We start from the raw sequence: 23,003 nt of genomic DNA, 5'->3' as shown, positions 1-23,003 counted from the left end.
AATCTACGAGCATTAATTATTGTTTTCTGTGCAATATAAAATGAGAATAAAAAGCATTATTTCTTTTTCTTATACATAGAAGGCTTTTCTATGATAATTATTTTTTCGCTATATATCCTCTCATCTAAATGAATGTGTACTATGTATGTTCCGGAAGGTAATCCCTGGATGGTTACTTCTTTCTCAAATACAGCATTGTTGATAGGTTCGCTTTTTTGCTCTCTTAAGATTCTGCTGTTTACATCCATTATGCTATAGTAAAAACTCTTCCCTTCGCAATCAATAAATTTGATATTGAAATGGGTAGTGCATGGATTTGGGTATAACATGTATTTAGGTTTAACTACAGGAGGATTTTTAACTGCCAGATTTTCACAAACCCCTATCTTAGACCAAGTGGATTGATCCTGATCAGGTCGTTTGTTTTGGTTAATTATCAAAGCCCTGTAAATAATGTCCTGATAGATTACCTGATCCCCAATTAAATAATCAGTTGAGGTATTCCATGTCATACTTTTGCAATTTTTACTCACTATATTCAAACTTGCAAATGTGTATTCAGTGCCATTTTCAAGAACAGCAATTGCTGTAAAATAATGGTCTCCCGAACTTATATTAGTAAGAACAAATGAATAAGGAGATTTGTTTATTGTTGAAATTATTTCCCCGTTGTCTTTAATGACAATAGATGATAATACAGCATCAGGATCAGTTACATTAAAATTGAACAAAATGTCCTTTCCGGTATCTACCACCTGATTATTTTCGGAAGAAGAAATCATACTAATAGTTGGACTGGTTTTTACAACAATAGTTACAGGAGTAGAGCTGGTCTCGGTTCCATTATTATCTGTGGCTTTTGCGACTATCTGATAAGTTCCTGCAGGCACATTTTTCCAATTGTATGTATACGGACTGGTTGTCGAAGTCGATAATAAAGTTGCTCCGTTATAGAATTCTACTTTAGAAATTGTTCCGTCTGAATCGGCTGCTGTGGCATTGATCGTAATACTTGGAGGAGCAATGAAGGTAGCATTGTTAACAGGAGAAGTAACATTCACCGTCGGAGCCTGATTATTAGTAACGACTATGTTTACCACAGCTGATGTTGCGGTTGCATTTGCGTTATCGTATGATTTTACCGTTATGGCATACGTTCCTGCAGCCACATTTTGCCAATTGTATGTATACGGGCTGGTTGTCGAAGTCGATAATAAAGTTGTTCCGTTATAGAATTCTACTTTAGAAATTGTTCCGTCAGTATCGGCTGCTACAGCATCGATTGTAATACTTGCAGGAGCAGTAAATACAGTATTATTAGCAGGAGCAGTAATGGCTGCTGAAGGTGATTGATTAACGGGAGTATTTACTGTAATTGCAATCGCAGAAGAAGTAGTACACATACCGTTATCATCACAGGCTTTGGCTGTCAATGAGTAAGTGCCTGCAGGAACACTTGTTAAATTACAAGTGTAAGGTCTGGTGGTTGAAGTAGCTATTAAATTAATTCCATTATAGAATTCTACTTTGCTCACAGTTCCATCTGTATCCGCAGCTGTAGCATTAATGGTAACAAAAGCAGGGGCAACATAAATTGCATTGTCTGCCGGAGCGGTAATACTTACAGTAGGGGATTGGTTTACTTTGACCGAAACTGCGGAAGAAGTGGTAACACCGTCATTATTATCGTAAGCTTTGGCCGTTAAGGTGTACGTTCCGGCAGCTACGTTTTTCCAATTGAAAGTATACGGACTTGTATTAACGGTTTCTAATAGTGTAGTACTGTTATAGAATTCTACTTTGCTGATACTTCCGTCGGTATCGTTAGCTGTGGCTGATATATCAATAGAGGCTGGAGCAGCATAAATTGTATTGTCAGCCGGGGAGGTAATACTTACTGTAGGGGGTTGGTTTACTTTGATTGAAACTGGAGAAGAAGTAGTAGTAGCTCCATTATTATCGTAAGCTTTGGCGGTTAACGTGTAGGTTCCGGTAGCTACACTTTTCCAATTGAAAGTATACGGACTTGCATTAACGGTTCCTAATAGTGTGGTACCATTATAGAACTCTACTTTGCTGATACTTCCGTCAGTATCGTTAGCTATAGCTGATATGTCGAAAGAGGCTGGAGCAGTATATATTGCATTATCGGCCGGAGTGGTAATGCTTACTGTTGGAGCAATGTTATTAGTGACAGTAAAGTTTACGGGAGCTGAAGAAACAAACAATCCGTTGTAGTCATAAGCCTTTGCTATAAGAGTATACGTTCCGGTACCTATTCCTGTCCAGTTATAATTGTAGGGACTGTTAGTGGACGTGCCAATTAAAGAAGCTCCTATGTAGTATTCCACTTTGCTTACGGAACCCTCTACATTGGCAGTAATATTAATTGTTGCCGGAGCAATATAAACAGCAGCATTAACAGGAGCAGTAATGTTTGTTTTTGGGGTGTTGTCTAACCCACAAAATTCAATTTCCGCGACATTACAATATCCCCCCGCAGGAGATAAGTATCTTACATACCTGAATGCAGTGCTATTGGAAACAGTAACCTCGTTCCATCCCAGAATAGGAACAGAAGGAATGGTGTACAGATCCACTACCCCGCTACTAAAATCAGCAACATTGCTCCCTTGGAATTTCCCTCCTGTCATTCTACTTTCTCTAGTTGCCCTTGGATAAAAACGTATCCCTTTAACAACTTTTGCTGTTCCAAGATCTAATCCGGTATAACCATTATTAGTTGTACTGGCTTGAAAAGTGGTGCTTAAGTCTCCGTCAAATGCTTTATCATATGTAGAATAGGAGTAATAAGGAGCAGTACCAAAAGAGCTGCCTGAAAGCGGTGAACAAGGAAAAGTAACATTAACGGTTATAGGGGAAGAGTTTGTAGTTCCACCGTTATTATCATACGCTTTAGCGGTGATCGTGTAAGTTCCTATAGGGGCATTTGTCCAATTATAACTGTATGGATTGGTTGTTGAAGTCCCTAACAAAGTAGTGCCATTATAAAACTCCACTTTACTGACAGAGCCATCAGAGTCAGAGGCTGTTGCATAAATAGTAATACTTGCAGGACTCTTAATGGCAGCATAATCCTCAGGTGAAATAATGGAAACTGTTGGGTTTTGATTTCCCACTACAACGGTAATAGTAGAGGAAACTGCTGCAGCATTTAGATTATCATAAGCCTTTGCATAAAGTTGATAAGTACCGGCAGGAACTCCTGTCCAGTTAAACGAATAAGGACTTGAAGCATCAGTGCTAAGTAAAGTGGTGCCCTGATAAAATTCAACTTTACTTATTGATCCGTCTTTATCAGAAGCAGTTGCTGTAATGTTTATATTCGCGGGAGCAGTAGTATAAAGTTCATTATTGAGTGGTGTTGTAATGTTTACCGCCGGAAGCTCATTAAAAGTACAGAACTCAATTTCAGCCACATTACAATTACCGTCGACTGGCGATAAATACCTGTAATACCTGTAGGCAGTACTGTTAGGTATGCTAACGTCCTGCCAGGCATAATCCGGCTGGGTTGGGATGGTATACAGATCCACGAAACCAGCGGAAGTAGACGTGTTGGAACCCTGAAATTTTCCACCTGTCATCCTTCCTGTCCATGATTTTCTTGGATAATATCGGATATTTGTAACCACTTTTGCTGTTCCAAGATCTAATCCGGTATAACCTGAATTAGCTGAATTAGCATCAAAAAAAGTAGTTATATTTCCGTCAAATGCTTTATCATATTCGCTGCCTGCCGCATAAGGAGAAGTACCAAAGGGAGTCCCTGTGGCTTTATTACAAACAAAAGTCACTGTAACAGTTACTAAAGCAGAACTTTTCTTATTTCCCAGATTATCATAAGCTACAGCAGTCAGATCATATTTTCCGGACGCTACTCCGGTCCACGAATAAGTATAGGGAGAGGACAGGCTTGTACCTAGTAACGTAGTCCCGTTATAGAATTCTACTTTGCTAATAGTTCCTGAACTTACAGAAGCGGTTGCATTGAGATTGATAGTAGCAGGACTGCTAAATGTTGTATTGTTGACAGGTGAGATCATAGTCACCATAATGTTACTCGGAGGAGGGACCAAATCACTCTGCCATACCCCTCTTCCATAATAATAAACATTCAGTAGACCTTTAGAAATACCGTCATTGTAAATATCCATATCTTTCATGTTGCAGATTATAGGAAGTCCCGAAGAGTAATTTATCCAGGAAGGTTTAGTATTATCCTTATAATAAACACCCAAAGCATAAGAAGCGTAGACAGCCTCATTCGTACTTTGATTATCAGCTACCACCTTTAGCACACTTGCTGCAGGAAATCCTTTTGTAGCGGTCCATGTTGTTCCTTTATCTGCAGAGCGATAAACAGTAGTTCCAAGTCCTAAGTATAAAATATCCGAATTTGGTATGGGAGCAATAGAACCATTGGTTGATGTAGAAGGAAGTGTTGTCTGAACAAAGGCAGCATCAGTTCTGGCATTGTCTGATCTGTATAATGCAGGTGTATCTGTAAATACATATAAACGATCTGCATTACCAGGATCTATCTGAAGGTCTTTTATAGTACCAGACGGTACGGTGTAAATAAGTGTCCAGGAAGGAGTAGCTGAAGTCAGATTCAGGCAACGATAAATTTTTCCGGCATTAGCGTGGTAAGCAATATCGGCATTTTCCGGAGTGAAGGCAAATTTTCCGCCCACTGGAGTTTCTGGCAGATTCAAACTTGAACCGGACCCCGAAGGATAAGGGCGTCTGCCTCCGTCTGATTCAGAGTAAAAATTGCCTGAATAATCAAACCACATATACGGACCGAAGTCACCACCTCTGTTATTATAAAAGATGCCTTTATTATAGTAAAATCCGCCGTTATCCTGTGTTCCTATGTAGAGTACATTTCTATTCGTTTTGCTAATGGCTCCATGATAAATTTCGGTGGCTGCTATACCGTCAGACTTTGGAGTCCAGGGACCTGTTCCATTAGTGGTGTTGCTCCAGACTCCGCCATCGTTGGCATTCCAGAGCTGACCGCTAACATAGGGATCAAATAAAATATGGTGTTGGTCGGTATGAAGGTCGGAAGCCCATGATGGCTGTTGCTGTACCCATGTGGCACCTGCATCTGTAGAACGCCATATTACATGAGCACATACATAAAGTTCATTTGGATTAACAGGATTGACCTCAAAATCAAAATTATAATTTCCCTGGCCACTTGAAGTTGCCGAATATCCGGCAAGATGTTCCGTAGTCGAACGCATGTTGGTAAAGGTACTTCCTCCATCCGTAGATCTGTAAATTTCTCCTATAGCATCAGCACCAACATTAGCAACATAAACAACATTTGGATCGGCTTCAGAAACGGATACTCTTGTTCCGTTAACGGCAAGTACAAAAGCGGGAGAAGTGATTTCAGTCCAGCTTTCTCCGGCATCAAGAGAACGATAAAAACTTTGAGAAGCCGCGGCATAAATTATCTGACCATTTGTACCTGGTTTGTAGCAGATATCCAGAAATTTAGTATTAATATCAGATTTTAAGGTCCAATTAGCACCCGCGTCTGTCGATTTATACATACCTTGAGTTGTAGCTGCAATGATTGTATTGTTGTCTGTAGGAAGAAAAAGCATGTCGATAACCACTCGGTTGCCCATTCCGGAATTAGATACTGTCCAGGTGGCTCCTCCATTGATCGTTTTATAGACACCCAGACCATTAGTAGAAGAATAATTCGCTTCACCGGTTCCCCAATACATCACCTGATCGTTGACAGGATCTATGGCTATGGAGGCAGATTGTATCTTAGCAACCTGATCAGTTCCTAATGACTCCCAGTTAAGACCTTTATCATTACTCTGGTACAATCCCCCTGAAGCGCTGGCAACATACATTTTGTTAGGGTCTGTGGGGTGAAATTTAATCTGACTACAACGTCCAATACCGTGTACCTGACCAATGGTTTTCTGCGGAAAGGGTATAGGACCAATATTTTTCCAATTAGGAGTAGGAGTTTGGGCACTTGTAAGGTTAAAAAAAAGAGAGCATACAAGTAACACTGTAATATGTAGATTTGTTCGCATAGATTATTTTTTAAGATTGTCGGGGATTTATTTCTTCGTTTCCTGCCTTCTTTGCATCTCTTGCCGGGCCATTTCCTGAATTTCATCCTCAGTCATTACTCTTCCGTCAGATTTTACAAAACTTTCGCTTTGGCTTTGCCAAAATTTAAATCTCTTAAAATCTTCAGTGTACTGAAGCGATTCTTTTTTTAGTGCTCTGTTGCTTTTAAAGAGTTTGGAAATGAATGATCTTTCTTTCAATTCTTCCAGCGCTTCTTCTTCTCCCTCCATCAATTCTAACGGATTGGGTTTTCCTTTCCAGAATTCCTCAAAAGCAATCTTAGTTTCATTGAAGTTGGTATTAGGATCATTCATCATTTCTTTCCATTTCGGATTTTTACGAAACTCTTTCAATTTTTCCTTTCCAATCTGTGATTGGGCAATTGACAGTTGCAAAAAGAACAACAATGGAAGCAGTATAATAGTAGTTTTCCTCATTTGATAATAGATTTAAGTTAATTGTCTGCTTTTAGGGGGCTAAGCAAGCAAAAATGTAAATGAACTTTTTTCGGTTTTTCTTTGTATATGAATCTTTTCTAAATAAAAAAACTTACTATAAAAAGATATAAGTTAAGTTGTCGGAATTGAGTTAGTTTTCTTTAAATCAGGTGTTTTTGTTTTCTTATAATAGCTGATTTGTTCCCTGATTTAGAATTCAAAGAAAACTCGGTTTAAAACTTACTTTGATTAGAAACAGACTCAAATTTTTGTCTTATAATAGGACAAAAGTATCGCTTTGGTCTTGCTTTTAACGGGCTATTGTAACAACTGTAATTTGTGTGTAATGGGAGGTCATTTGTGGTTAATATCTGGTTTTTTGAATATAAAGCAGTTGCTCGTGTTTTAGATTGGACTTTTGCAAAAACAAAATGTAGCCAGCTAGAAAAAAGCATCATTTTTTTGAGGTTTAATTGCACCAACATAGTGTCCGCTTTTTTTTGGCAGTTCATTATTTGAAACGATCCTTTTTTGGGAAATTACGTTGTCCTGTTTTGTTGTGATAAAAAAGAGTTTGATTTTAAAAAACAGAAATCTAATAGGTAGAAATATACGTAAATAGCAGTGGGGTATTAATGTTTTAAGGTTTATTCTTACGGTAAAATGGGCAGATTATTTTTGTTTCGCTTTTTTTGTTTTAAACCTTGTGTTTCTGTAAAAATCTTATACATTTGTCGCACAATTCGCTGTAAGCCCCTTTTTTTGTAAGAATTGTATTAGATGAAAATAAGTTTAACAACCTACCTTGCTGTTTTGCAGCATGTTAAAATTATGAAGACAATTAAGACCGTTTTTTTTACAGTTTGCCTGACCTTGATGAGTGGTTTTAGTGCTTTGGCGCAAAAACCTCCGCCTCCACCAGATGATCCGAATGATCCGGACATAGTGCCAATAGACGATCACTTAGTGTTTTTGGTAATAGTGGCGGTTGTTTTAGGGATCACAATTATATATCGAAATAAAATAAAAAAAGCTTCAGCGTAAACTGAAGCTTTTTTTTTATGGGTATATTCTGTAAATTATTTGTTTATAGCATAAAGTCTTGAAATGTATTTTCCAACAACGTCAAATTCAAGGTTTATTTTAGTCCCAACTTTGAAGTTTTTAAAATTAGTATTTTCAAAAGTGTAAGGAATAATCGAAACGCTAAATTCGTTTGTTTTTGAGTTTACTACCGTCAGGCTTACTCCGTTTACCGTAATAGAGCCCTTTTCGATGGTAATATTGCTGAGGTTTTTGTCGTATTCAAAAGTGTAATTCCAGCTTCCGTGTGCTTCTTCGATTTTAATGCAGGTTCCGGTTTGGTCAACGTGACCCTGTACGATGTGTCCGTCCAGACGGTCTCCAAGTTTCATTCCTCTTTCCAGATTTACAATATCGCCTTCTTTCCAGTCGCCAATATTGGTTTTTAAAATGGTCTCATCGATAGCGGTTACGGTATAAAATGAATCTTTTATAGCTACAACCGTCAGGCAGATTCCGTTATGAGAAACGCTTTGGTCAATTTTTAATTCATTAGTGATTGTGGAGTCAACTGTGATGTGAAGATTGTTTTGATCTTTTTTTATTTCGTGAATCCTTCCTAGGGTTTCTATAATTCCTGTGAACATTTTGGTTTTATTTTACTAAATTTGCACATCAAAATTAGTAATAAATAATCTGAGCTCATGAATAAAAAAGCAGAAAATATAATTGTTGGAATTTCAGTTGGAGATTTAAACGGTATTGGAAGCGAAGTTATATTGAAAACATTCGAAGATTCTCGTATGTTGGAAATGTGTACGCCAGTTATTTTTGCAAACGCCAAAATACTTTCTTTTGTTAAAAAAAGCTTTACATCTACAGTTCAGTTTCACGGTGTAGATAAACTAGAGCAGGTTTTACCAGGAAAAGTTAATGTTTTTAATCTTTGGAAAGAAGGAGTTGATATTAACTTTGGTAAAAATGATGAGAAAATTGGCGAATACGCAATTAAATCATTTGTTGCGGCTACCAAAGCGCTAAAAGAAGGTTTGGTGGATGTTTTGGTAACGGCACCAATAAACAAATACAATATTCAATCGGAAGATTTTAAATTTCCGGGACATACCGATTATCTGGACAAAGAATTAGAAGGGAATGCCTTAATGATGATGGTTCAGGATAATTTACGAGTAGGTTTGCTTACCGATCATGTGCCGTTGAATGAAGTTTCTTCATATTTGACAGAAGAATTGATCATTAGAAAGATTGAAACTATCAGAAAATCACTGGTTCAGGATTTTAGTATTGTTAAACCAAAAATTGCCGTTTTAGGATTGAATCCGCATAGTGGTGATGGAGGTGTGATTGGGAAAGAAGAAGATTTGATTTTGAAGCCTGCTTTGAAAAAGATCTTTGATAAAGGAACTATGGTTTTTGGGCCATTTTCGGCAGATGGTTTTTTTGGAAGTGGTCACTATGAAAAGTATGATGCTATAGTAGCTACCTATCACGATCAGGGATTGATTCCGTTTAAAACATTGTCGTTTGGGAAGGGAGTGAATTATACAGCTGGTTTGAATAAGGTTAGAACTTCTCCAGATCACGGTACGGCTTATGATATTGCAGGAAAAGACATGGCAGATTTTAACTCATTTAAGGAGGCGGTTTATCTTGCAATAGATGTTTTTCGTTCGCGTAATCAGTATGAGGAGATTACTGAAAAGCCACTTAAAATAAAAGAAAAACAGTTATAAACAAAAAAAGGTGAATAAGATTATTAGTTTTATAATAATTTTATATCTTTGCACCCCAATTCAGGTATCTGAGTTTTAGATACGGATTGGACAAATTGATGTTGAAATGAGCAAAACAAAAGAATTTTTAATCCCTTTCGTAGGATTAAAACTAGGAAAACACCATTTTGAGTATCAAATAAGTAACACGTTCTTTGCGAACTTTGATTACGACGAATTTCAAAGTTCGGATATCAAAGTAGGTTTAGTTTTAGATAAGAAAAGCAACATGTTAGAGTTGGAATTCAAACACAAAGGAACAGTAAATGTACCATGTGATCTAACAAGCGAAGATTTTGATTTACCATTAAAAGGTAAAATGAAATTAATTGTTCGTTTCGGAGAAGAGTTCAATGACGATAATGAAGAGCTTTTAATCTTACCGCATGGAGAGCATGAAATAGATGTTGCACAGTACATTTATGAAATGATTGCGCTTTCGGTACCGCTAAAACGAGTTCATCCGGGGGTGAAAGATGGAAGTCTGCAAAGCGAAGCTTTGACCAAACTAAATGAACTGACTGCAAAGGAGCAAAAAGAAGAGAGTAAACAAGAAGAAGATACTGACCCGCGTTGGGACAAATTAAAAAAACTATTAACGGATAAATAATATAGTAAAATGGCACATCCTAAGAGAAAGACCTCGAAAACAAGAAGAGATAAAAGAAGAACGCACTATAAAGCTACTGTAGCTCAGATCGCTACATGTCCTATTACAGGTGAAGCGCATTTATACCACAGAGCTTACTGGCATGAAGGTAAAATGTACTACAGAGGACAAGTTGTTATCGATAAATCTGTAGCGGTTGCTTAATACATTTCTCTAAATGATACTGGAACTCTCACATAGTGAGAGTTTTTTTTGTTGGTTATACTTTTCTTTTTTTAAGAAAATAGCTGCAAATTAATTTCGTTTTTTTTTGTAATTTTCAAGTCTTTTAAAAATTTTTCAAATGCGATAGGTATTTGAAACGAAATAATAGAATATAATGAATACAATCACAGCCGCAATTACCGCTGTTGGAGCTTACGTTCCCGACTTTGTACTTTCGAACAAAGTTTTGGAAACGATGGTCGATACCAATGACGAATGGATTACTACCCGTACCGGAATTAAAGAAAGAAGGATTTTAAAAGATGCTGATAAAGGAACATCGTTTCTTGCTATAAAAGCAGCACAGGATTTAATAGCAAAAGCTAATATTGATCCGTTAGAGATTGATCTGATTATTATGGCAACAGCTACAGCAGATATGCCGGTAGCCTCTACAGGAGTTTTTGTTGCAACAGAAATTGGAGCTACCAATGCATTTGCTTATGATTTGCAGGCGGCATGTTCAAGTTTCTTATACGGAATGTCTACTGCTGCAGCTTATGTGCAGTCAGGAAGATATAAAAAAGTACTATTAATTGGTGCCGATAAAATGTCATCAATTGTAGATTATACAGACAGAGCAACTTGTATTATTTTTGGTGACGGAGCAGGAGCCGTTTTATTCGAACCAAATTACGAAGGCTTAGGCTTACAAGATGAATACTTACGAAGCGACGGTGTAGGACGCGATTTTCTTAAAATTTCTGCAGGAGGTTCTTTAACTCCAACTACAGCGGAGACTGTACAAAACAAACAACACAATATTATTCAGGACGGAAAAACCGTTTTTAAATATGCTGTAACCAATATGGCTGATGCCAGCGAATTGATTTTACAAAGAAACAATCTTACGAATCAGGACGTGAACTGGTTAGTGCCACATCAGGCAAACAGACGTATCATCGATGCTACTGCAAGCAGAATGAATCTTGAGGATTCAAAAGTATTGGTGAATATTGAAAAGTATGGTAACACCACTTCAGCTACGTTGCCATTAGTATTAAGCGACTTTGAACATTTGCTTAAAAAAGGAGATAATATTATTTTTGCCGCTTTCGGTGGTGGATTCACCTGGGGATCTATTTACTTAAAATGGGCATACGATAAAAAATAAATCAAAACTAAAAACGAATCATTATGGATTTAAAAGAAATTCAAAACCTAATCAAATTTGTAGCAAATTCGGGTGTTGCAGAAGTAAAGTTGGAAATGGATGATGTGAAAATCACGATCAGAACAACTTTAGAAACGAATGTAACTGAAGCTACTTATGTACAGCAATTACCAGCTCAGGCAGCATTGCCACAAGCAGTTGTTCCTCAACAAACAGCTCCTGTAGTTGTAAATGTAAGTGCAGAAGCACCTGCAGCTGCTGTTGAAGATTCTAAATTCATTACTATTAAATCTCCAATTATTGGAACTTTTTACAGAAAACCGTCTCCGGATAAGCCAGTATTTACTGAAGTTGGAAGCACTGTAGCAAAAGGTGATGTTCTTTGTGTAATTGAAGCAATGAAATTATTCAACGAAATCGAATCGGAAGTTTCAGGTAAAATTGTAAAAATTCTTGTTGACGATATGTCTCCTGTAGAATTTGACCAACCTTTATTCTTAGTTGATCCATCATAGTTTTTAAAAATTCCAATAGAGAAATCACAAAATCCAAATTATTGGAATTTGGAGATTGGAATTTGTAATTTTTAATATAAATAAGATGTTTAAAAAAATATTAATTGCAAATAGAGGAGAAATTGCACTTCGTGTAATTCGTACATGTAAAGAAATGGGAATCAAAACTGTAGCGGTTTACTCTACAGCCGATGCTGAAAGTTTACATGTTAAGTTTGCTGATGAAGCGGTTTGTATTGGTCCCCCTCCAAGTAACTTATCGTATTTGAAAATGTCAAATATAATTGCTGCTGCCGAAATTACTAACGCAGATGCAATACATCCAGGTTATGGATTTCTTTCTGAGAATGCCAAATTTTCAAAAATCTGTCAGGAGCACGGAATCAAATTTATTGGTGCAGCTCCTGAAATGATTGACAGAATGGGAGATAAAGCTTCTGCAAAAGCGACGATGAAAGCTGCAGGAGTTCCATGTGTACCAGGTTCTGACGGATTATTAGAATCTTTCGAACAAACACAAAAGTTAGCTAAAGAATTTGGTTACCCGGTAATGCTTAAAGCTACTGCCGGCGGTGGTGGAAAAGGAATGCGTGCGGTATGGAAAGAAGATGAATTGTTGAAAGCATGGGAAAGTGCACGTCAGGAAGCTGCCGCTGCATTTGGAAATGACGGAATGTACATGGAGAAACTTATCGAAGAGCCACGTCATATCGAAATTCAGGTTGTTGGAGATTCATACGGAAAAGCATGTCACCTTTCTGAAAGAGATTGTTCTGTACAACGTCGCCACCAGAAATTGACAGAAGAAACACCTTCGCCTTTCATGACAGACGAATTACGTACTAAAATGGGTGAGGCTGCTGTAAAAGCTGCTGAGTTTATTAAGTATGAAGGAGCTGGAACAGTTGAGTTTTTGGTGGACAAACACAGAAACTTCTACTTCATGGAAATGAATACGCGTATTCAGGTGGAGCACCCAATTACAGAACAGGTAATTGATTACGATTTGATCCGTGAGCAAATTATGGTAGCAGCTGGAATTCCAATTTCAGGGAAGAACTACTTGCCACAATTACATGCTATCGAATGTCGTATCAATGCTGAAGATCCTTATAACGATTTTCGCCCTTCACCAGGAAAGATTACTACACTTCACATGCCAGGAGGACACGGAGTACGTTTAGATACTCACGTATATTCTGGTTACAGCATTCCGCCAAACTACGATTCGATGATTGCAAAGTTAATTACAACTGCACAATCAAGAGAAGAAGCTATCAGTAAAATGAGAAGAGCTTTAGATGAATTTGTAATTGAAGGCATCAAAACGACAATACCATTCCATAGACAATTGATGGATGACCCAAAATATATTGCAGGAGATTATACTACTGCTTTTATGGATACATTTAAAATGAAACCTATTGAGGAATAAAATTAAAGGCTGTTGATTTTTCAACAGCCTTTTTTTATGTTACCAACTGGTAAACCCGATAGGTTTTAGAAACTTATCGGGTTTGTTTTTTGGTGAAGTAAACACTTGATGTGTGTATTTTTTATACAGGTTTTACCTGAGTTACACACTTTTTGTAAATTTTAAATTTTGGCATAAATGGTTTAATCCCTTTAAAAATAAGGATTTAAGTAATTGCAGGTACAACGTTTTCGTTACGGCATAATAATTTCATTATCTAAAGCGTAAACAACTATTAATAATTTAAAACGTACACATTATGAAAAATTTATTTTTATCAGCCGCAATTGTTTTAGGAGGTTTAACATCATTCGCATCAAATGCTCCAATTGCAAACACTATCGTTAAAACGGTTTCTGTTGCAGACGAATATACAGAGATCAAATTAGAAGAATTGCCAGTTGCAATTACTGAAGCTTTGAAAAAAGCATATCCAAGCGCTGTGCTTACAAAAGCGTATAAAAACGAAAAATCCGAGTACAAATTAGACGTTACAGTTGGAGAAAAGGTAGGTAACCTTTTTGCTAATGCAGACGGAACCTGGATTAAAAAATAAGGTAAAGCCGTTCTTATGTTTATTCAGATTAAGAACATTAAAATAAAATTAAGAGTACTAAATTATACACACTATGAAAAATTTATTTCTATCAGCCGCAATCGTTTTGGGAGGTTTAACATCATTTGCTTCAACTTCTCCAATATCAAATACTATCGTAAAAATAGCAGTTATCCAGGAGGAGTACACTGAAATTAAAGTGGAAGAAGTTCCTGCTGCTGTAATCGATGCTCTTAAAAAAGCGTATCCGGATGCAATACTTTCAAAAGCATTTAAAAATGAAAAATCGGAGTACAAACTTAGTGTCACAGTAGGCGACAAAGTAGGCTCTCTTTATGCAAATGCAGATGGAACCTGGATCAAAAAATAATTAGTAAAGAACCATAAAAAAGGATCATTATGAAAAAGTTAATCTTATCGGCAGCTATCTTGTTAGGTAGTTTGTCTGTGCAGGCAGGAAATGGAACAATGACAGGTTTATTGGTGAAAACTGTAAGTGTTCAGGATGAATATAAAGAAGTTGATGCAGTTCCGGCTGCGATCAAAACGGCACTAGATGCTGCTTATCCGGGTGTAAAGCTGGACAAAGCTTATGTAAATGCAAAGAAAGAGTATAAAATAGAGATCACCGTAAGAGGTGAAAAATCTATAGTTTATACAGATGCTTCCGGAAATATTCTTAAAAAATAACGATTAGTAACCCATAAAAACCATTTATTATGAAAAAATTAATTTTATCAGCAGCGATTGTTCTTGGAGGTTTGTCAGTTCAGGCATCGACTCCGGTAGTACAAACTTCAGACATTCAATCTGTAATTGTTCAGGATGAATATAAAGAGATCGGTACGGATGCAATTCCGGCTGCAGTTAAATCAACAGTCGAAAAATCTTTCCCTAACACAAAACTTGAAAAAGCGTATAAGAGCGAGAAGGATGAGTATAAACTGGAAATTTCCAGCGGAGATAAAAAATACACTGTGTTTACAGATGCTTCCGGAAATATTCTTAAAAAATAAATTCCTAATTTTATCAGCTAATAGTAATTAAAAAAAGCAAGTACTTATGAAAAAATTAATTTTATCAGCTGTAATCATTTTAGGAGGTTTATTAACAAATGCAGAAGCGACTACATTAAGAAAATCAGTTTTGAATGTTATTAAATTTCAGGACAATTTTAAGGAAATAAAACCAGAAGCGCTTCCCGCTGAAGTTAAAGCGACTTTAGAAAAATCTTTCCCGGGTTCAAAGCTTGTAAAGGCTTATGTAAACCCGAAAAAGCAATACAAATTAGAACTTAATTCGGGGAAAGATAATGACAAACATTTTGTTTTCACAGATGACAAAGGAGTCATTGCTCCGAAATATTAAAAAAGAATAATATGAAAAAGTTAATCTTAGCAGCAATAGTTTTAGGGAGCATGTCTATTTATGCTTATAAAATGACAGCCCCTAAAATGGAGAATATAACTGTTTCAATTCAAACAGAATATACAGAAGTTACTGCAGATGCTGTACCAGCTGCTGTAAAAACGGCACTGCAAACCGCTTATCCGGGGGCTAAACTTGTTAAAGCATGGGTAAACGAAAAAAAGGATTACAAACTTGAGATATCAGTTGGGGACCAAAAGGCTACTGTTTTTTCAGATGTCAATGGCAACTGGTTGAAGATATAATTAGGTGAATTTTAGATTTATGTTTTTGGTGAAAAAGAGATTGCGATAAGCAATCTCTTTTTTTTACATAATTTTGTGAAAAGACAATTTTATTAGTATTATTTTAGCAAAAAAGTCCTCAGAAACAAATGCCAAAGATATTACTGATAGAAGATGATATTTCGTTTTGCAAATTATTAGAGAAATTTCTAATCAAAAAAACATACGAAGTAACTATTGCTTTCTCTGCTGCTGAAGCCAGAGTCGCAATCAAAAAAGAATCTTTCGATTTGATTTTAACAGATCTCCGTTTGCCTGATTCTGATGGTATCGGACTTATGGCTGAAATTAAAACGGCACACCCCCAGGTTCCGGTAATTTTGATGACGGGCTACTCTGATGTTAATACTGCAGTTAAAGCCATCAAAAATGGCGCCGCCGATTACATTTCAAAACCCTTCAATCCGGATGAAGTTTTACTGGTCATCACAAATGCTTTAAAAGCTTCAGAAGAGGAGACGGAAGAAGTAGTGGTGAAGGAGAAGAAAACCACAAAAAAACAAACTACTGCCGACAACGAATTTGTAAAAGGAATTTCTATAGCGTCTAAAAAACTTTTGGATCATATTCAATTGGTAAGCCCGACAGATATGTCGGTTTTGATTATTGGAGAGAGTGGAACCGGAAAAGAAATTATTGCCAAAAGTATCCATCAGCAAAGTTTAAGGAAAAACAACAATTTTATTGCGGTCGATTGCGGAGCTATTCCAAAAGAATTGGCAGCAAGTGAATTCTTCGGACATTTAAAAGGATCTTTCACCGGTGCGATTAGCGACAAAATGGGTTATTTTGAAGCGGCCAATGGCGGAACTCTTTTTCTGGACGAAATTGGGAATCTTTCTTATGAGAATCAAATCCAACTTTTAAGAGCTCTTCAGGAACGAAAAATTAAACCTGTTGGAAGTAATAAAGAAATAAACGTCGATATACGCATTATTACGGCTACGAATGAAGATTTGCGTGAGGCAGTAAAAAACGGTGATTTTAGAGAAGATTTATACCATAGAATCAACGAGTTTTCCATACTGTCGCCTTCTTTGAAAGAGCGGGAGGAAGATTTGATGGTTTTTGCAGATTATTTCCTCGAAAAAGCAAATCAACAGCTGAACAAGGAAGTCATTGGATTTTCGCCGGAAGTGGTTTCGATTTTTCAAAATTATAACTGGCCGGGAAATTTACGTGAACTGCAAAATTGTGTCAAACGTTCGACATTGCTGTCCAAAGGTGAGTTTATAGAAAGTGACGTTTTGCCGGCAGAGTTTTTTCAGATACAAAAACCGACAGGTTCCAACGATAATTTTTCGTTATCTGAAAATGAAAGAGAAGCCATTATTCAGGCGTTGTCCAGAGCGCAGAACAACAAATCGGAGGCAGCCAAACTGCTTAAAATTACCAGAAAAACGCTTTACAATAAATTAAAGCATTACAATATAGATTAAGCTATTTCTTGTTGTAAGGCGTCAAAAAGGACATTAGTTTTAGATTTTAAAGTATTCAGGATGCTGTCTACTTCAGAAATATCAAGATTTGTACTTTCTAAAATTTTTAAAATTTCACTAATTTCCTGTGTCTGAATCTGTTTAAACATAGGAGCCATTCGATGTGCAATGGAGTTAATTTCGGCCGTGTTTTTTGCCTTAAAGGCATTTTCTAAAGAGTTCAGATTCTCAGAACTGTTTTCGATAAACGATTTCAAAATTTCCTTTAGTTCGTTATTGTCGTTGCCTAGAAATTCTTTCAGGGTATCCAGAGAATACAATGTTGAATTTATAGTTTCTTCATCTTTGTTAATATCAATATTGGGCAATGTGTCGTTTTCTAAAATGAGATGAATCGTCTCCAACAGTACTTTTGGGGAGTAGGGTTTTTGAATTACTGTGGTAAAACCTGCCTTGGTATAAATAGCAGCATCCAGATCCGTTCTTCCGGTTAGGGCAATTACAGGCTGGTTTTTAAAAGTGGAGTAACCGCTGTTTTTTAGTTTTTCCAGGAACATAAAACCATCCATTTCCGGCATTTGTATGTCTGTTATAATAAAGTCGAAAGGAGTGTTTTCAATGACTTTCAAAGCTTTTCCCGCGCTATTAAAAGAAAATACCTCATGCTTTTCCTGTCTCAAAACACCACTCGTTAAATTCAGAAGATTAATATCGTCGTCAAGAACGATAAACGTTTGTTTTAGAGTATTCAGTATAATGGATTCTTTTTCTTCTACTACTAAATTGGGACTGTTGTCGAACAATAGAGGAAGTTGAATTTGAAAAGTACTTCCTTTTCCAAAAGTGCTTTCAAGATTTAAGCTTCCGCCTAGAATCGAAATTATTTTTTGGCAAATGGATAAACCTAGACCAGTTCCACCGTATTTTTTTTCAATTCCCTCATTCGCCTGAGCGAATTCTTCGAAAACTAATTTCTGATTCCCTTTCTCGATTCCAATCCCTGAGTCCTGAATGGAAACAACAAAAAAATCATCATTTTCTATGGTATAAGCACTTATTTTTATGAAGCCTTCTTCGGTAAATTTATAAGCATTTCCGATGATGTTACTTAGGATTTGTTTTAGTCTAAAAGGATCTCCAACAATTCGGGTGTTCAATTTTTCATCGACATTAATAATCAGGTCGATTTTCTTTTGTTTGTAAACAGTTTGAATACTCTTGGCTACTCCGTCGATTATTTCCGGTAATAAAAACGGGACCTTTTCAATGGTAATTTTTCCCGCTTCGATTTGAGAAAAGTCCAACAAGTCCTGAACCAGCTGTGTGATGTATTCTGAAGAATTTTTAATGTTTTTGATAAAATAAGACTGTTTAGAATTTACATCAGAATTACCCAGCAGTTCTGAATATCCTACAATTGTACTGAGAGGTGTTTTCAAATCGTGACTCACTGTCGAAATAAGCTGTTCACGGCTTTTCAGTAAGTTTTTGGTTTTAAAATTCGCAATCTCCAGCTTCTTTTTATAAACCTGCGATTTAGAGTAATCACTCACAATTAGTATCGAGAAAAATAAAGTCAGCACCAAGCCAATAATAGCCGAAGCCGTAACAATGTCATTTACTTTTTTAAGTGATTTCTCTTTTAAAGAATTGTTCTTTATCGAGTTGATGATGATTTCTCTTTCGATAATTCGAAGTACTTTTCGGAGTTGTTCTGAAATTGCGATTTCATTTTTTAATAGTTTGTTTTCTTCGAAGTTTAGTGATTCTTTTTTCTTTTCGGCTTTCAGTTTTACGTTGCTTAAAAGTTTTTTGGAATTGGCTAAAATCGAATCTGAGGCTTGCTTGCTCAAGGTATTGGTACTGTCGTCAGGAATATTCTGATTGAGATAATCCACATATTTTTGAAGTACACTGCGTTGATAGCTCCCCAATTGATTCGGATTCTTGTTGAAGTCCTGAAGTTCTAATTTACGGAGTTTAAATTCCATTTTGGTAATTTCATCAATGGCCGTATTTACCGAAACTTCATCGTCGGCTTTATTTTTTATGGTTTTTAACTGTTTGATGTTTTTCGTCTTTTCCGACAACAGGTAGGTAACACTGTCCAGCAGTGTCTTTTGATATTGCGTGGTAACAATTTGTTTTAAGGTGTCGATTCTGGATTTCAAAGAATCGGTTTCAATAAGGTAGCTTTTGAAATCAGCTTCAGAATTGGTCTGGATAGTTTTTCTTGCTAAACTTTCGGTCTTGTAAACATTAGAAAACAATTTGCTTACTTTTAGAATCTTGGTTTTCTCAAAAGCAATTTTACTTTCGAGTTTATTGTAAACCACATTTTCTGAATACAAAAACCAACCTACGGTAGCCACCAATCCCAGTAAAGCAATATAACTGAAGAGTACTTTAATCGGCATGTAACTTTTTTTACTCTCCATGGGGTAATGTTATAGGTTTTGGGATGTTTATAGTAGAAATCAATGCAATTTATTTAAAATTTCGGTTTTTGAAATATAAAATAATGCTAATGTTTTATATAATTAAGAGGAGGCGGAAAACAAAATAGCCGCAGATTCTGAAAATCTGCGGCTATTTTTTGATCTAAATATTTCGGTTTAAAGTGTTTCGTTCAGCCATTTGAAGAATTCACCTTGCCAAACCTGAGCATTTTGAGGGTGTAGAACCCAGTGATTTTCATCAGGGAAATACACAAATCGGCTTTTAAGTCCTCTTAATTGAGCTGCCTGAAAAGCTTCTTGTCCTTGTCCGATTGGTACACGGAAATCTTTTCCTCCCTGAAAAATTAAGATCGGTCTGTTCCAGTTTTGAACCATTGTTGCAGGATTGAAAACAGTATACGATTTTTGAGCTGCTGCATTGTCTTTCTCCCAGTAAGGACCTCCAAAATCCCAGTTATTAAAGAAAACTTCTTCGGTAGTTCCTAACATACTCACAGTATTGAAAACACCGTCATGAGCGATAAAAGTTTTGAAACGGTTTTTGTGAATACCTGCTAAATAAAACACAGAATATCCTCCGTAGCTTGCGCCTACACATCCTAAACGGGATTTGTCTACATAATTTTCTTTAGATACATCGTCGATTGCCGAAAGGTAATCGTCCATAACCTGTCCGCCCCAGTCTTTACTAATCTGTTCGTTCCATTCTACACCATGCCCCGGCATTCCGCGACGGTTTGGTGCAACCACCACATAACCTTTTGCAGCCATTAATGAGAAATTCCAGCGGAAAGAATACGATTGTGTTAAAGCACTTTGTGGCCCACCTTGACAGAATAATAAGGTTGGGTATTTTTTAGAAGCATCAAAATTTGGAGGTAAAATTACCCAAACCAACATTTTTTTACCGTCTGTAGTAGTTACATAACGTTTCTCTGTTTTGCTAAGCGCTAATGTTTTGTAGGTTTCTGTATTTACGTTCGAGATTTGTTTCCAGGTGTTTTTCTTTAAATTAAAAGAATAAATCTCCGGAGCGTGATTCATATCATTTCGGGTTACAATAATATCATCACCGGCAAAACCTACTAAATCATTCACATCAAAATCCCCATTAGTCAATTGACGAACCTGAATAGCGATTTTGGTCAATCCTGGAAAGTTAACTATAAAAAGTTGTTTTGTCCCATCAACCGGAGCGACAAAGTATACATTTTTACCGTCTTTACTCCAGATAAAATTATCTACTGTTCCGTCCCAGTTTGCTGTTAAGTTTGTTTTGATCCCTTTAAATTCAACAATCAAATCATTTTTATCCGCTTCATAACCATCGCGTTTCATTTGCAGCCAGGTTAAGTTTCCTGTTGGAGAAAATTGCGGCGCTGTATCATAACCTAAATTGCCCTCGGTTCTGTTTATTGTTTTTTGAGTCTCTAAATTATACTCATAAATATCAGTATTGGTAGAAATCGCGTACTGCGTTCCTGCCTTTTTCTTGCACACATACAAAATGCTTTTTCCGTCAGGAGACCAGATGTAATCTTCGTCACCACCAAAAGGTTTTTGCGGAGAATCAAAATTTTCACCTTTCAGGATGTCAATACCTGCGGCACCTTCTTTGTTTTCCTTGTAAAAAACGTGATTGAATTTACCTTCGTTCCAGGTATCCCAATGACGATAATCCAATCCGTCATAAATTTGAGCGTCTGATTTGTCCAGTTTTGGATAAAAATCTTTACCTAAAACCTTTTCCAGTTTTACCTCTTCATTGTACACTAAAAACTTTCCGTCAGGCGAAACGTTTTTGTCTGCCAAAATTTCTTTAGTGTCTTTAATTTCGGTTGCAGTTCCACCACCTACAGGAATGATGTAAAATTTAGAAGACGATTTGTTTTCTTCAACTGAAGGGGTAGAAACCTTAAAAACAACATTTTTTGCATCTTTCGAAAGTCCGAGCGCGCTCACTCTTCCTAATTTCCATAACAATTCCGGAGACATTACATTCTGTCCGATAGCGTTTAAACTCATCATTATTAAGGTTGTAAATAATACTTTTTTCATAATAAAATTCTAATTTTTCGTGAGCTAAAAATACAATAATTAAATACCAATTAGTTAAAATCCAAATTCCAAAAATTGTTAAAGTTTGAGGGGGGATAAATTCCAAACTTTGCTGTGGATTTTTAAAGGCCACGAATTCACAAATTTTTATCCTCAAAGATTATCAAAAATAATTCGTGCATTAGTGGCAGAAAAAAAAGTAAGAGTTCTGGGATATCTACCTTAAATTTATTACCTAAATTGGAATTTTGTAATTTGAATGTATTATAATGATGGAACTAAGCTACTGGGAATTAAAAAACTGGTTTACAAATGTTGATTATACTATTGTTGGCAGCGGAATTGTAGGACTGCACACGGCACTACGCTTACGCGAAAGATTTCCGACCGCAAAAATTCTGATTCTGGAAAAAGGAATGCTGCCACAGGGTGCCAGTACGAAAAATGCCGGTTTTGCATGTTTTGGAAGCCTTTCTGAAATTATGGAAGATCTTAAAACACATTCAGAAGAGGAAGTGATCCGACTTGTAGAAAAAAGATGGAAAGGGCTGCAGCTGCTGAGAAAACGATTGGGCGATACCGCAATAGATTTTAAACCGTACGGAGGTTATGAATTGTTTTTGAAAGAAGATGATTTAAATTTTGAGGCATGTATTGCAAGGCTGCCTTTTGTCAATGAAATTTTAAAACCACTTTTTAAAACTGATGTTTTTGCCAAAGAATCGGATCGGTTTGGTTTTGGAAACAGTCATGATTATTTGATTTTTAATCCGTTTGAAGCGCAAATTGATACCGGAAATATGATGGAGGAATTGCTGAGACAGGCCATTTATGAAAACATTTTAATTCTCAATCAGCAAACTCTTACTGCTTATTCCGATTTAGGAAATGAGGTTGAACTAGTGTTGAACGATTTTAGTTTTAAATCAAAAAAAGTGCTTTTCGCTACCAACGGTTTTGCAGCTCAGCTGACAAATGGGGCGGTAAAGCCTGCCAGAGCACAGGTTTTGATTACAGAACCCATTGCAAATTTAGCCATCAAAGGGACTTTTCATCTGGATCGCGGGTATTATTATTTTAGAAATATAAACGATAGAATTTTACTTGGAGGCGGAAGAAACCTTGATTTTGAAACTGAAACAACTACAGAATTTGGTCAGACGAAAATTGTACAAAATAAATTGGAGGATTTACTTAAAAATGTAATTTTACCGAATCAGGATTTCCAAATCGCCCATCGTTGGAGTGGTATCATGGGAATAGGAAACAGTAAAAATTCTGTTGTTACTCAATTGTCTGAAAATGTGTTTTGTGGAGTGAGATTAGGGGGGATGGGAGTCGCAATTGGAAGTTTAATAGGAACAGAATTAGCAGACTTATTATAATTTTGAAAGAATTTAATCCAATAATACCA

At 36.4% G+C, this 23,003-nt stretch carries 20 protein-coding genes; 15 read left to right on the top strand and 5 right to left on the bottom strand.

What is annotated here, in order from left to right; genetic code table 11:
* Window positions 1–56 precede the first annotated feature (56 nt).
* A complete protein-coding gene (locus tag ACAM30_RS06375) occupies window positions 57–6,095 on the bottom strand; it encodes an Ig-like domain-containing protein (RefSeq protein ID WP_369617716.1) in 6,039 nt (2,012 codons plus the stop codon).
* A 27-nt stretch (window positions 6,096–6,122) separates the two neighbouring features.
* Window positions 6,123–6,572, bottom strand: coding sequence for a hypothetical protein (locus tag ACAM30_RS06370; protein WP_369617715.1), 450 nt, complete (start codon window positions 6,570–6,572; stop codon window positions 6,123–6,125).
* Window positions 6,573–7,403: 831 nt separating this feature from the next.
* Here ACAM30_RS06370 and ACAM30_RS06365 point away from each other — a divergent pair.
* The gene (locus ACAM30_RS06365) at window positions 7,404–7,616 is read left to right on the top strand and encodes a hypothetical protein (protein ID WP_369617714.1); all 213 of its coding nucleotides are present in this window, start codon (window positions 7,404–7,406) and stop codon (window positions 7,614–7,616) included.
* A 35-nt stretch (window positions 7,617–7,651) separates the two neighbouring features.
* Here the strand turns inward: ACAM30_RS06365 and ACAM30_RS06360 are convergent, their stop codons facing one another.
* The gene (locus ACAM30_RS06360) at window positions 7,652–8,242 is read right to left on the bottom strand and encodes a riboflavin synthase (protein WP_089077199.1); all 591 of its coding nucleotides are present in this window, start codon (window positions 8,240–8,242) and stop codon (window positions 7,652–7,654) included.
* A gap of 57 nt (window positions 8,243–8,299) precedes the next feature.
* On the opposite strand from ACAM30_RS06360, the gene pdxA reads away from it, so the two are divergent.
* From pdxA to ACAM30_RS06295, 13 genes are all read left to right on the top strand, one after another.
* On the top strand, window positions 8,300–9,349 hold the full coding sequence (gene pdxA, locus ACAM30_RS06355; protein WP_369617713.1) for a 4-hydroxythreonine-4-phosphate dehydrogenase PdxA: 1,050 nt from the start codon (window positions 8,300–8,302) through the stop codon (window positions 9,347–9,349).
* Window positions 9,350–9,455: 106 nt separating this feature from the next.
* Complete coding sequence (locus tag ACAM30_RS06350) at window positions 9,456–9,998, top strand: DUF177 domain-containing protein (protein WP_369617712.1); 543 nt, start codon at window positions 9,456–9,458, stop codon at window positions 9,996–9,998.
* 9 nt (window positions 9,999–10,007) lie between these two features.
* Window positions 10,008–10,202: a 50S ribosomal protein L32 gene (gene rpmF / locus ACAM30_RS06345; RefSeq protein WP_129434012.1), complete on the top strand. Its 195-nt coding sequence runs from the start codon at window positions 10,008–10,010 to the stop codon at window positions 10,200–10,202.
* 175 nt (window positions 10,203–10,377) lie between these two features.
* The gene (locus ACAM30_RS06340; protein ID WP_264531533.1) at window positions 10,378–11,376 is read left to right on the top strand and encodes a beta-ketoacyl-ACP synthase III; all 999 of its coding nucleotides are present in this window, start codon (window positions 10,378–10,380) and stop codon (window positions 11,374–11,376) included.
* Between the two features lie 23 nt (window positions 11,377–11,399).
* A complete protein-coding gene (gene accB, locus ACAM30_RS06335) occupies window positions 11,400–11,891 on the top strand; it encodes an acetyl-CoA carboxylase biotin carboxyl carrier protein (protein ID WP_369617711.1) in 492 nt (163 codons plus the stop codon).
* Window positions 11,892–11,976: 85 nt separating this feature from the next.
* Window positions 11,977–13,326 carry an acetyl-CoA carboxylase biotin carboxylase subunit gene (accC, locus tag ACAM30_RS06330; protein ID WP_369617710.1) on the top strand — a complete coding sequence of 450 codons (1,350 nt, stop codon included), beginning with the start codon at window positions 11,977–11,979 and terminating at the stop codon, window positions 13,324–13,326.
* Between the two features lie 298 nt (window positions 13,327–13,624).
* Window positions 13,625–13,921 (top strand): hypothetical protein, encoded by a 297-nt coding sequence (locus ACAM30_RS06325; protein WP_369617709.1) that lies wholly within the window; start codon window positions 13,625–13,627, stop codon window positions 13,919–13,921.
* 73 nt (window positions 13,922–13,994) lie between these two features.
* Window positions 13,995–14,291: a hypothetical protein gene (locus tag ACAM30_RS06320; RefSeq protein ID WP_369617708.1), complete on the top strand. Its 297-nt coding sequence runs from the start codon at window positions 13,995–13,997 to the stop codon at window positions 14,289–14,291.
* A gap of 29 nt (window positions 14,292–14,320) precedes the next feature.
* Window positions 14,321–14,611 (top strand): hypothetical protein, encoded by a 291-nt coding sequence (locus ACAM30_RS06315; RefSeq protein ID WP_369617707.1) that lies wholly within the window; start codon window positions 14,321–14,323, stop codon window positions 14,609–14,611.
* Window positions 14,612–14,640: 29 nt separating this feature from the next.
* The gene (locus tag ACAM30_RS06310) at window positions 14,641–14,937 is read left to right on the top strand and encodes a hypothetical protein (RefSeq protein WP_369617706.1); all 297 of its coding nucleotides are present in this window, start codon (window positions 14,641–14,643) and stop codon (window positions 14,935–14,937) included.
* A 46-nt stretch (window positions 14,938–14,983) separates the two neighbouring features.
* The gene (locus ACAM30_RS06305; RefSeq protein ID WP_369617705.1) at window positions 14,984–15,289 is read left to right on the top strand and encodes a hypothetical protein; all 306 of its coding nucleotides are present in this window, start codon (window positions 14,984–14,986) and stop codon (window positions 15,287–15,289) included.
* Window positions 15,290–15,300: 11 nt separating this feature from the next.
* On the top strand, window positions 15,301–15,594 hold the full coding sequence (locus tag ACAM30_RS06300; RefSeq protein ID WP_369617704.1) for a hypothetical protein: 294 nt from the start codon (window positions 15,301–15,303) through the stop codon (window positions 15,592–15,594).
* A 128-nt stretch (window positions 15,595–15,722) separates the two neighbouring features.
* Window positions 15,723–17,072: a sigma-54-dependent transcriptional regulator gene (locus ACAM30_RS06295; protein WP_369617703.1), complete on the top strand. Its 1,350-nt coding sequence runs from the start codon at window positions 15,723–15,725 to the stop codon at window positions 17,070–17,072.
* On the opposite strand, the gene ACAM30_RS06290 is transcribed toward ACAM30_RS06295, so the two are convergent.
* On the bottom strand, window positions 17,069–19,510 hold the full coding sequence (locus ACAM30_RS06290; RefSeq protein ID WP_369617702.1) for a hybrid sensor histidine kinase/response regulator: 2,442 nt from the start codon (window positions 19,508–19,510) through the stop codon (window positions 17,069–17,071). The genes ACAM30_RS06295 and ACAM30_RS06290 overlap by 4 nt on opposite strands.
* 177 nt (window positions 19,511–19,687) lie before the next feature.
* Window positions 19,688–21,589, bottom strand: coding sequence for an alpha/beta fold hydrolase (locus ACAM30_RS06285; protein WP_369617701.1), 1,902 nt, complete (start codon window positions 21,587–21,589; stop codon window positions 19,688–19,690).
* Window positions 21,590–21,861: 272 nt separating this feature from the next.
* On the opposite strand from ACAM30_RS06285, the gene ACAM30_RS06280 reads away from it, so the two are divergent.
* A complete protein-coding gene (locus ACAM30_RS06280; protein ID WP_369618643.1) occupies window positions 21,862–22,974 on the top strand; it encodes an NAD(P)/FAD-dependent oxidoreductase in 1,113 nt (370 codons plus the stop codon).
* Window positions 22,975–23,003: the final 29 nt, after the last annotated feature.

This window comes from Flavobacterium sp. CFS9, assembly GCF_041154745.1.
Lineage (GTDB): Bacteria > Bacteroidota > Bacteroidia > Flavobacteriales > Flavobacteriaceae > Flavobacterium.
The sequence above is the reverse complement of the archived record's forward strand: the minus strand, read 5'-3'. Positions and strand labels throughout refer to the sequence as shown.

What these genes read in the sequence shown, in the direction of transcription:
- ACAM30_RS06340 (WP_264531533.1), top strand. Translation starts at nt 10,378, where the DNA reads ATGAATACAATCACAGCCGCAATTACCGCTGTTGGAGCTTACGTTCCC.
- ACAM30_RS06280 (WP_369618643.1), top strand. Translation starts at nt 21,862, where the DNA reads ATGGAACTAAGCTACTGGGAATTAAAAAACTGGTTTACAAATGTTGAT.
- ACAM30_RS06365 (WP_369617714.1), top strand. Translation starts at nt 7,404, where the DNA reads ATGAAGACAATTAAGACCGTTTTTTTTACAGTTTGCCTGACCTTGATG.
- ACAM30_RS06295 (WP_369617703.1), top strand. Translation starts at nt 15,723, where the DNA reads ATGCCAAAGATATTACTGATAGAAGATGATATTTCGTTTTGCAAATTA.
- ACAM30_RS06375 (WP_369617716.1), bottom strand. Translation starts at nt 6,095, where the DNA reads ATGCGAACAAATCTACATATTACAGTGTTACTTGTATGCTCTCTTTTT.
- pdxA (WP_369617713.1), top strand. Translation starts at nt 8,300, where the DNA reads ATGAATAAAAAAGCAGAAAATATAATTGTTGGAATTTCAGTTGGAGAT.
- ACAM30_RS06290 (WP_369617702.1), bottom strand. Translation starts at nt 19,510, where the DNA reads ATGGAGAGTAAAAAAAGTTACATGCCGATTAAAGTACTCTTCAGTTAT.
- ACAM30_RS06285 (WP_369617701.1), bottom strand. Translation starts at nt 21,589, where the DNA reads ATGAAAAAAGTATTATTTACAACCTTAATAATGATGAGTTTAAACGCT.
- ACAM30_RS06360 (WP_089077199.1), bottom strand. Translation starts at nt 8,242, where the DNA reads ATGTTCACAGGAATTATAGAAACCCTAGGAAGGATTCACGAAATAAAA.
- ACAM30_RS06315 (WP_369617707.1), top strand. Translation starts at nt 14,321, where the DNA reads ATGAAAAAGTTAATCTTATCGGCAGCTATCTTGTTAGGTAGTTTGTCT.
- accB (WP_369617711.1), top strand. Translation starts at nt 11,400, where the DNA reads ATGGATTTAAAAGAAATTCAAAACCTAATCAAATTTGTAGCAAATTCG.
- ACAM30_RS06325 (WP_369617709.1), top strand. Translation starts at nt 13,625, where the DNA reads ATGAAAAATTTATTTTTATCAGCCGCAATTGTTTTAGGAGGTTTAACA.
- accC (WP_369617710.1), top strand. Translation starts at nt 11,977, where the DNA reads ATGTTTAAAAAAATATTAATTGCAAATAGAGGAGAAATTGCACTTCGT.
- rpmF (WP_129434012.1), top strand. Translation starts at nt 10,008, where the DNA reads ATGGCACATCCTAAGAGAAAGACCTCGAAAACAAGAAGAGATAAAAGA.
- ACAM30_RS06310 (WP_369617706.1), top strand. Translation starts at nt 14,641, where the DNA reads ATGAAAAAATTAATTTTATCAGCAGCGATTGTTCTTGGAGGTTTGTCA.
- ACAM30_RS06300 (WP_369617704.1), top strand. Translation starts at nt 15,301, where the DNA reads ATGAAAAAGTTAATCTTAGCAGCAATAGTTTTAGGGAGCATGTCTATT.
- ACAM30_RS06305 (WP_369617705.1), top strand. Translation starts at nt 14,984, where the DNA reads ATGAAAAAATTAATTTTATCAGCTGTAATCATTTTAGGAGGTTTATTA.
- ACAM30_RS06370 (WP_369617715.1), bottom strand. Translation starts at nt 6,572, where the DNA reads ATGAGGAAAACTACTATTATACTGCTTCCATTGTTGTTCTTTTTGCAA.
- ACAM30_RS06320 (WP_369617708.1), top strand. Translation starts at nt 13,995, where the DNA reads ATGAAAAATTTATTTCTATCAGCCGCAATCGTTTTGGGAGGTTTAACA.
- ACAM30_RS06350 (WP_369617712.1), top strand. Translation starts at nt 9,456, where the DNA reads ATGAGCAAAACAAAAGAATTTTTAATCCCTTTCGTAGGATTAAAACTA.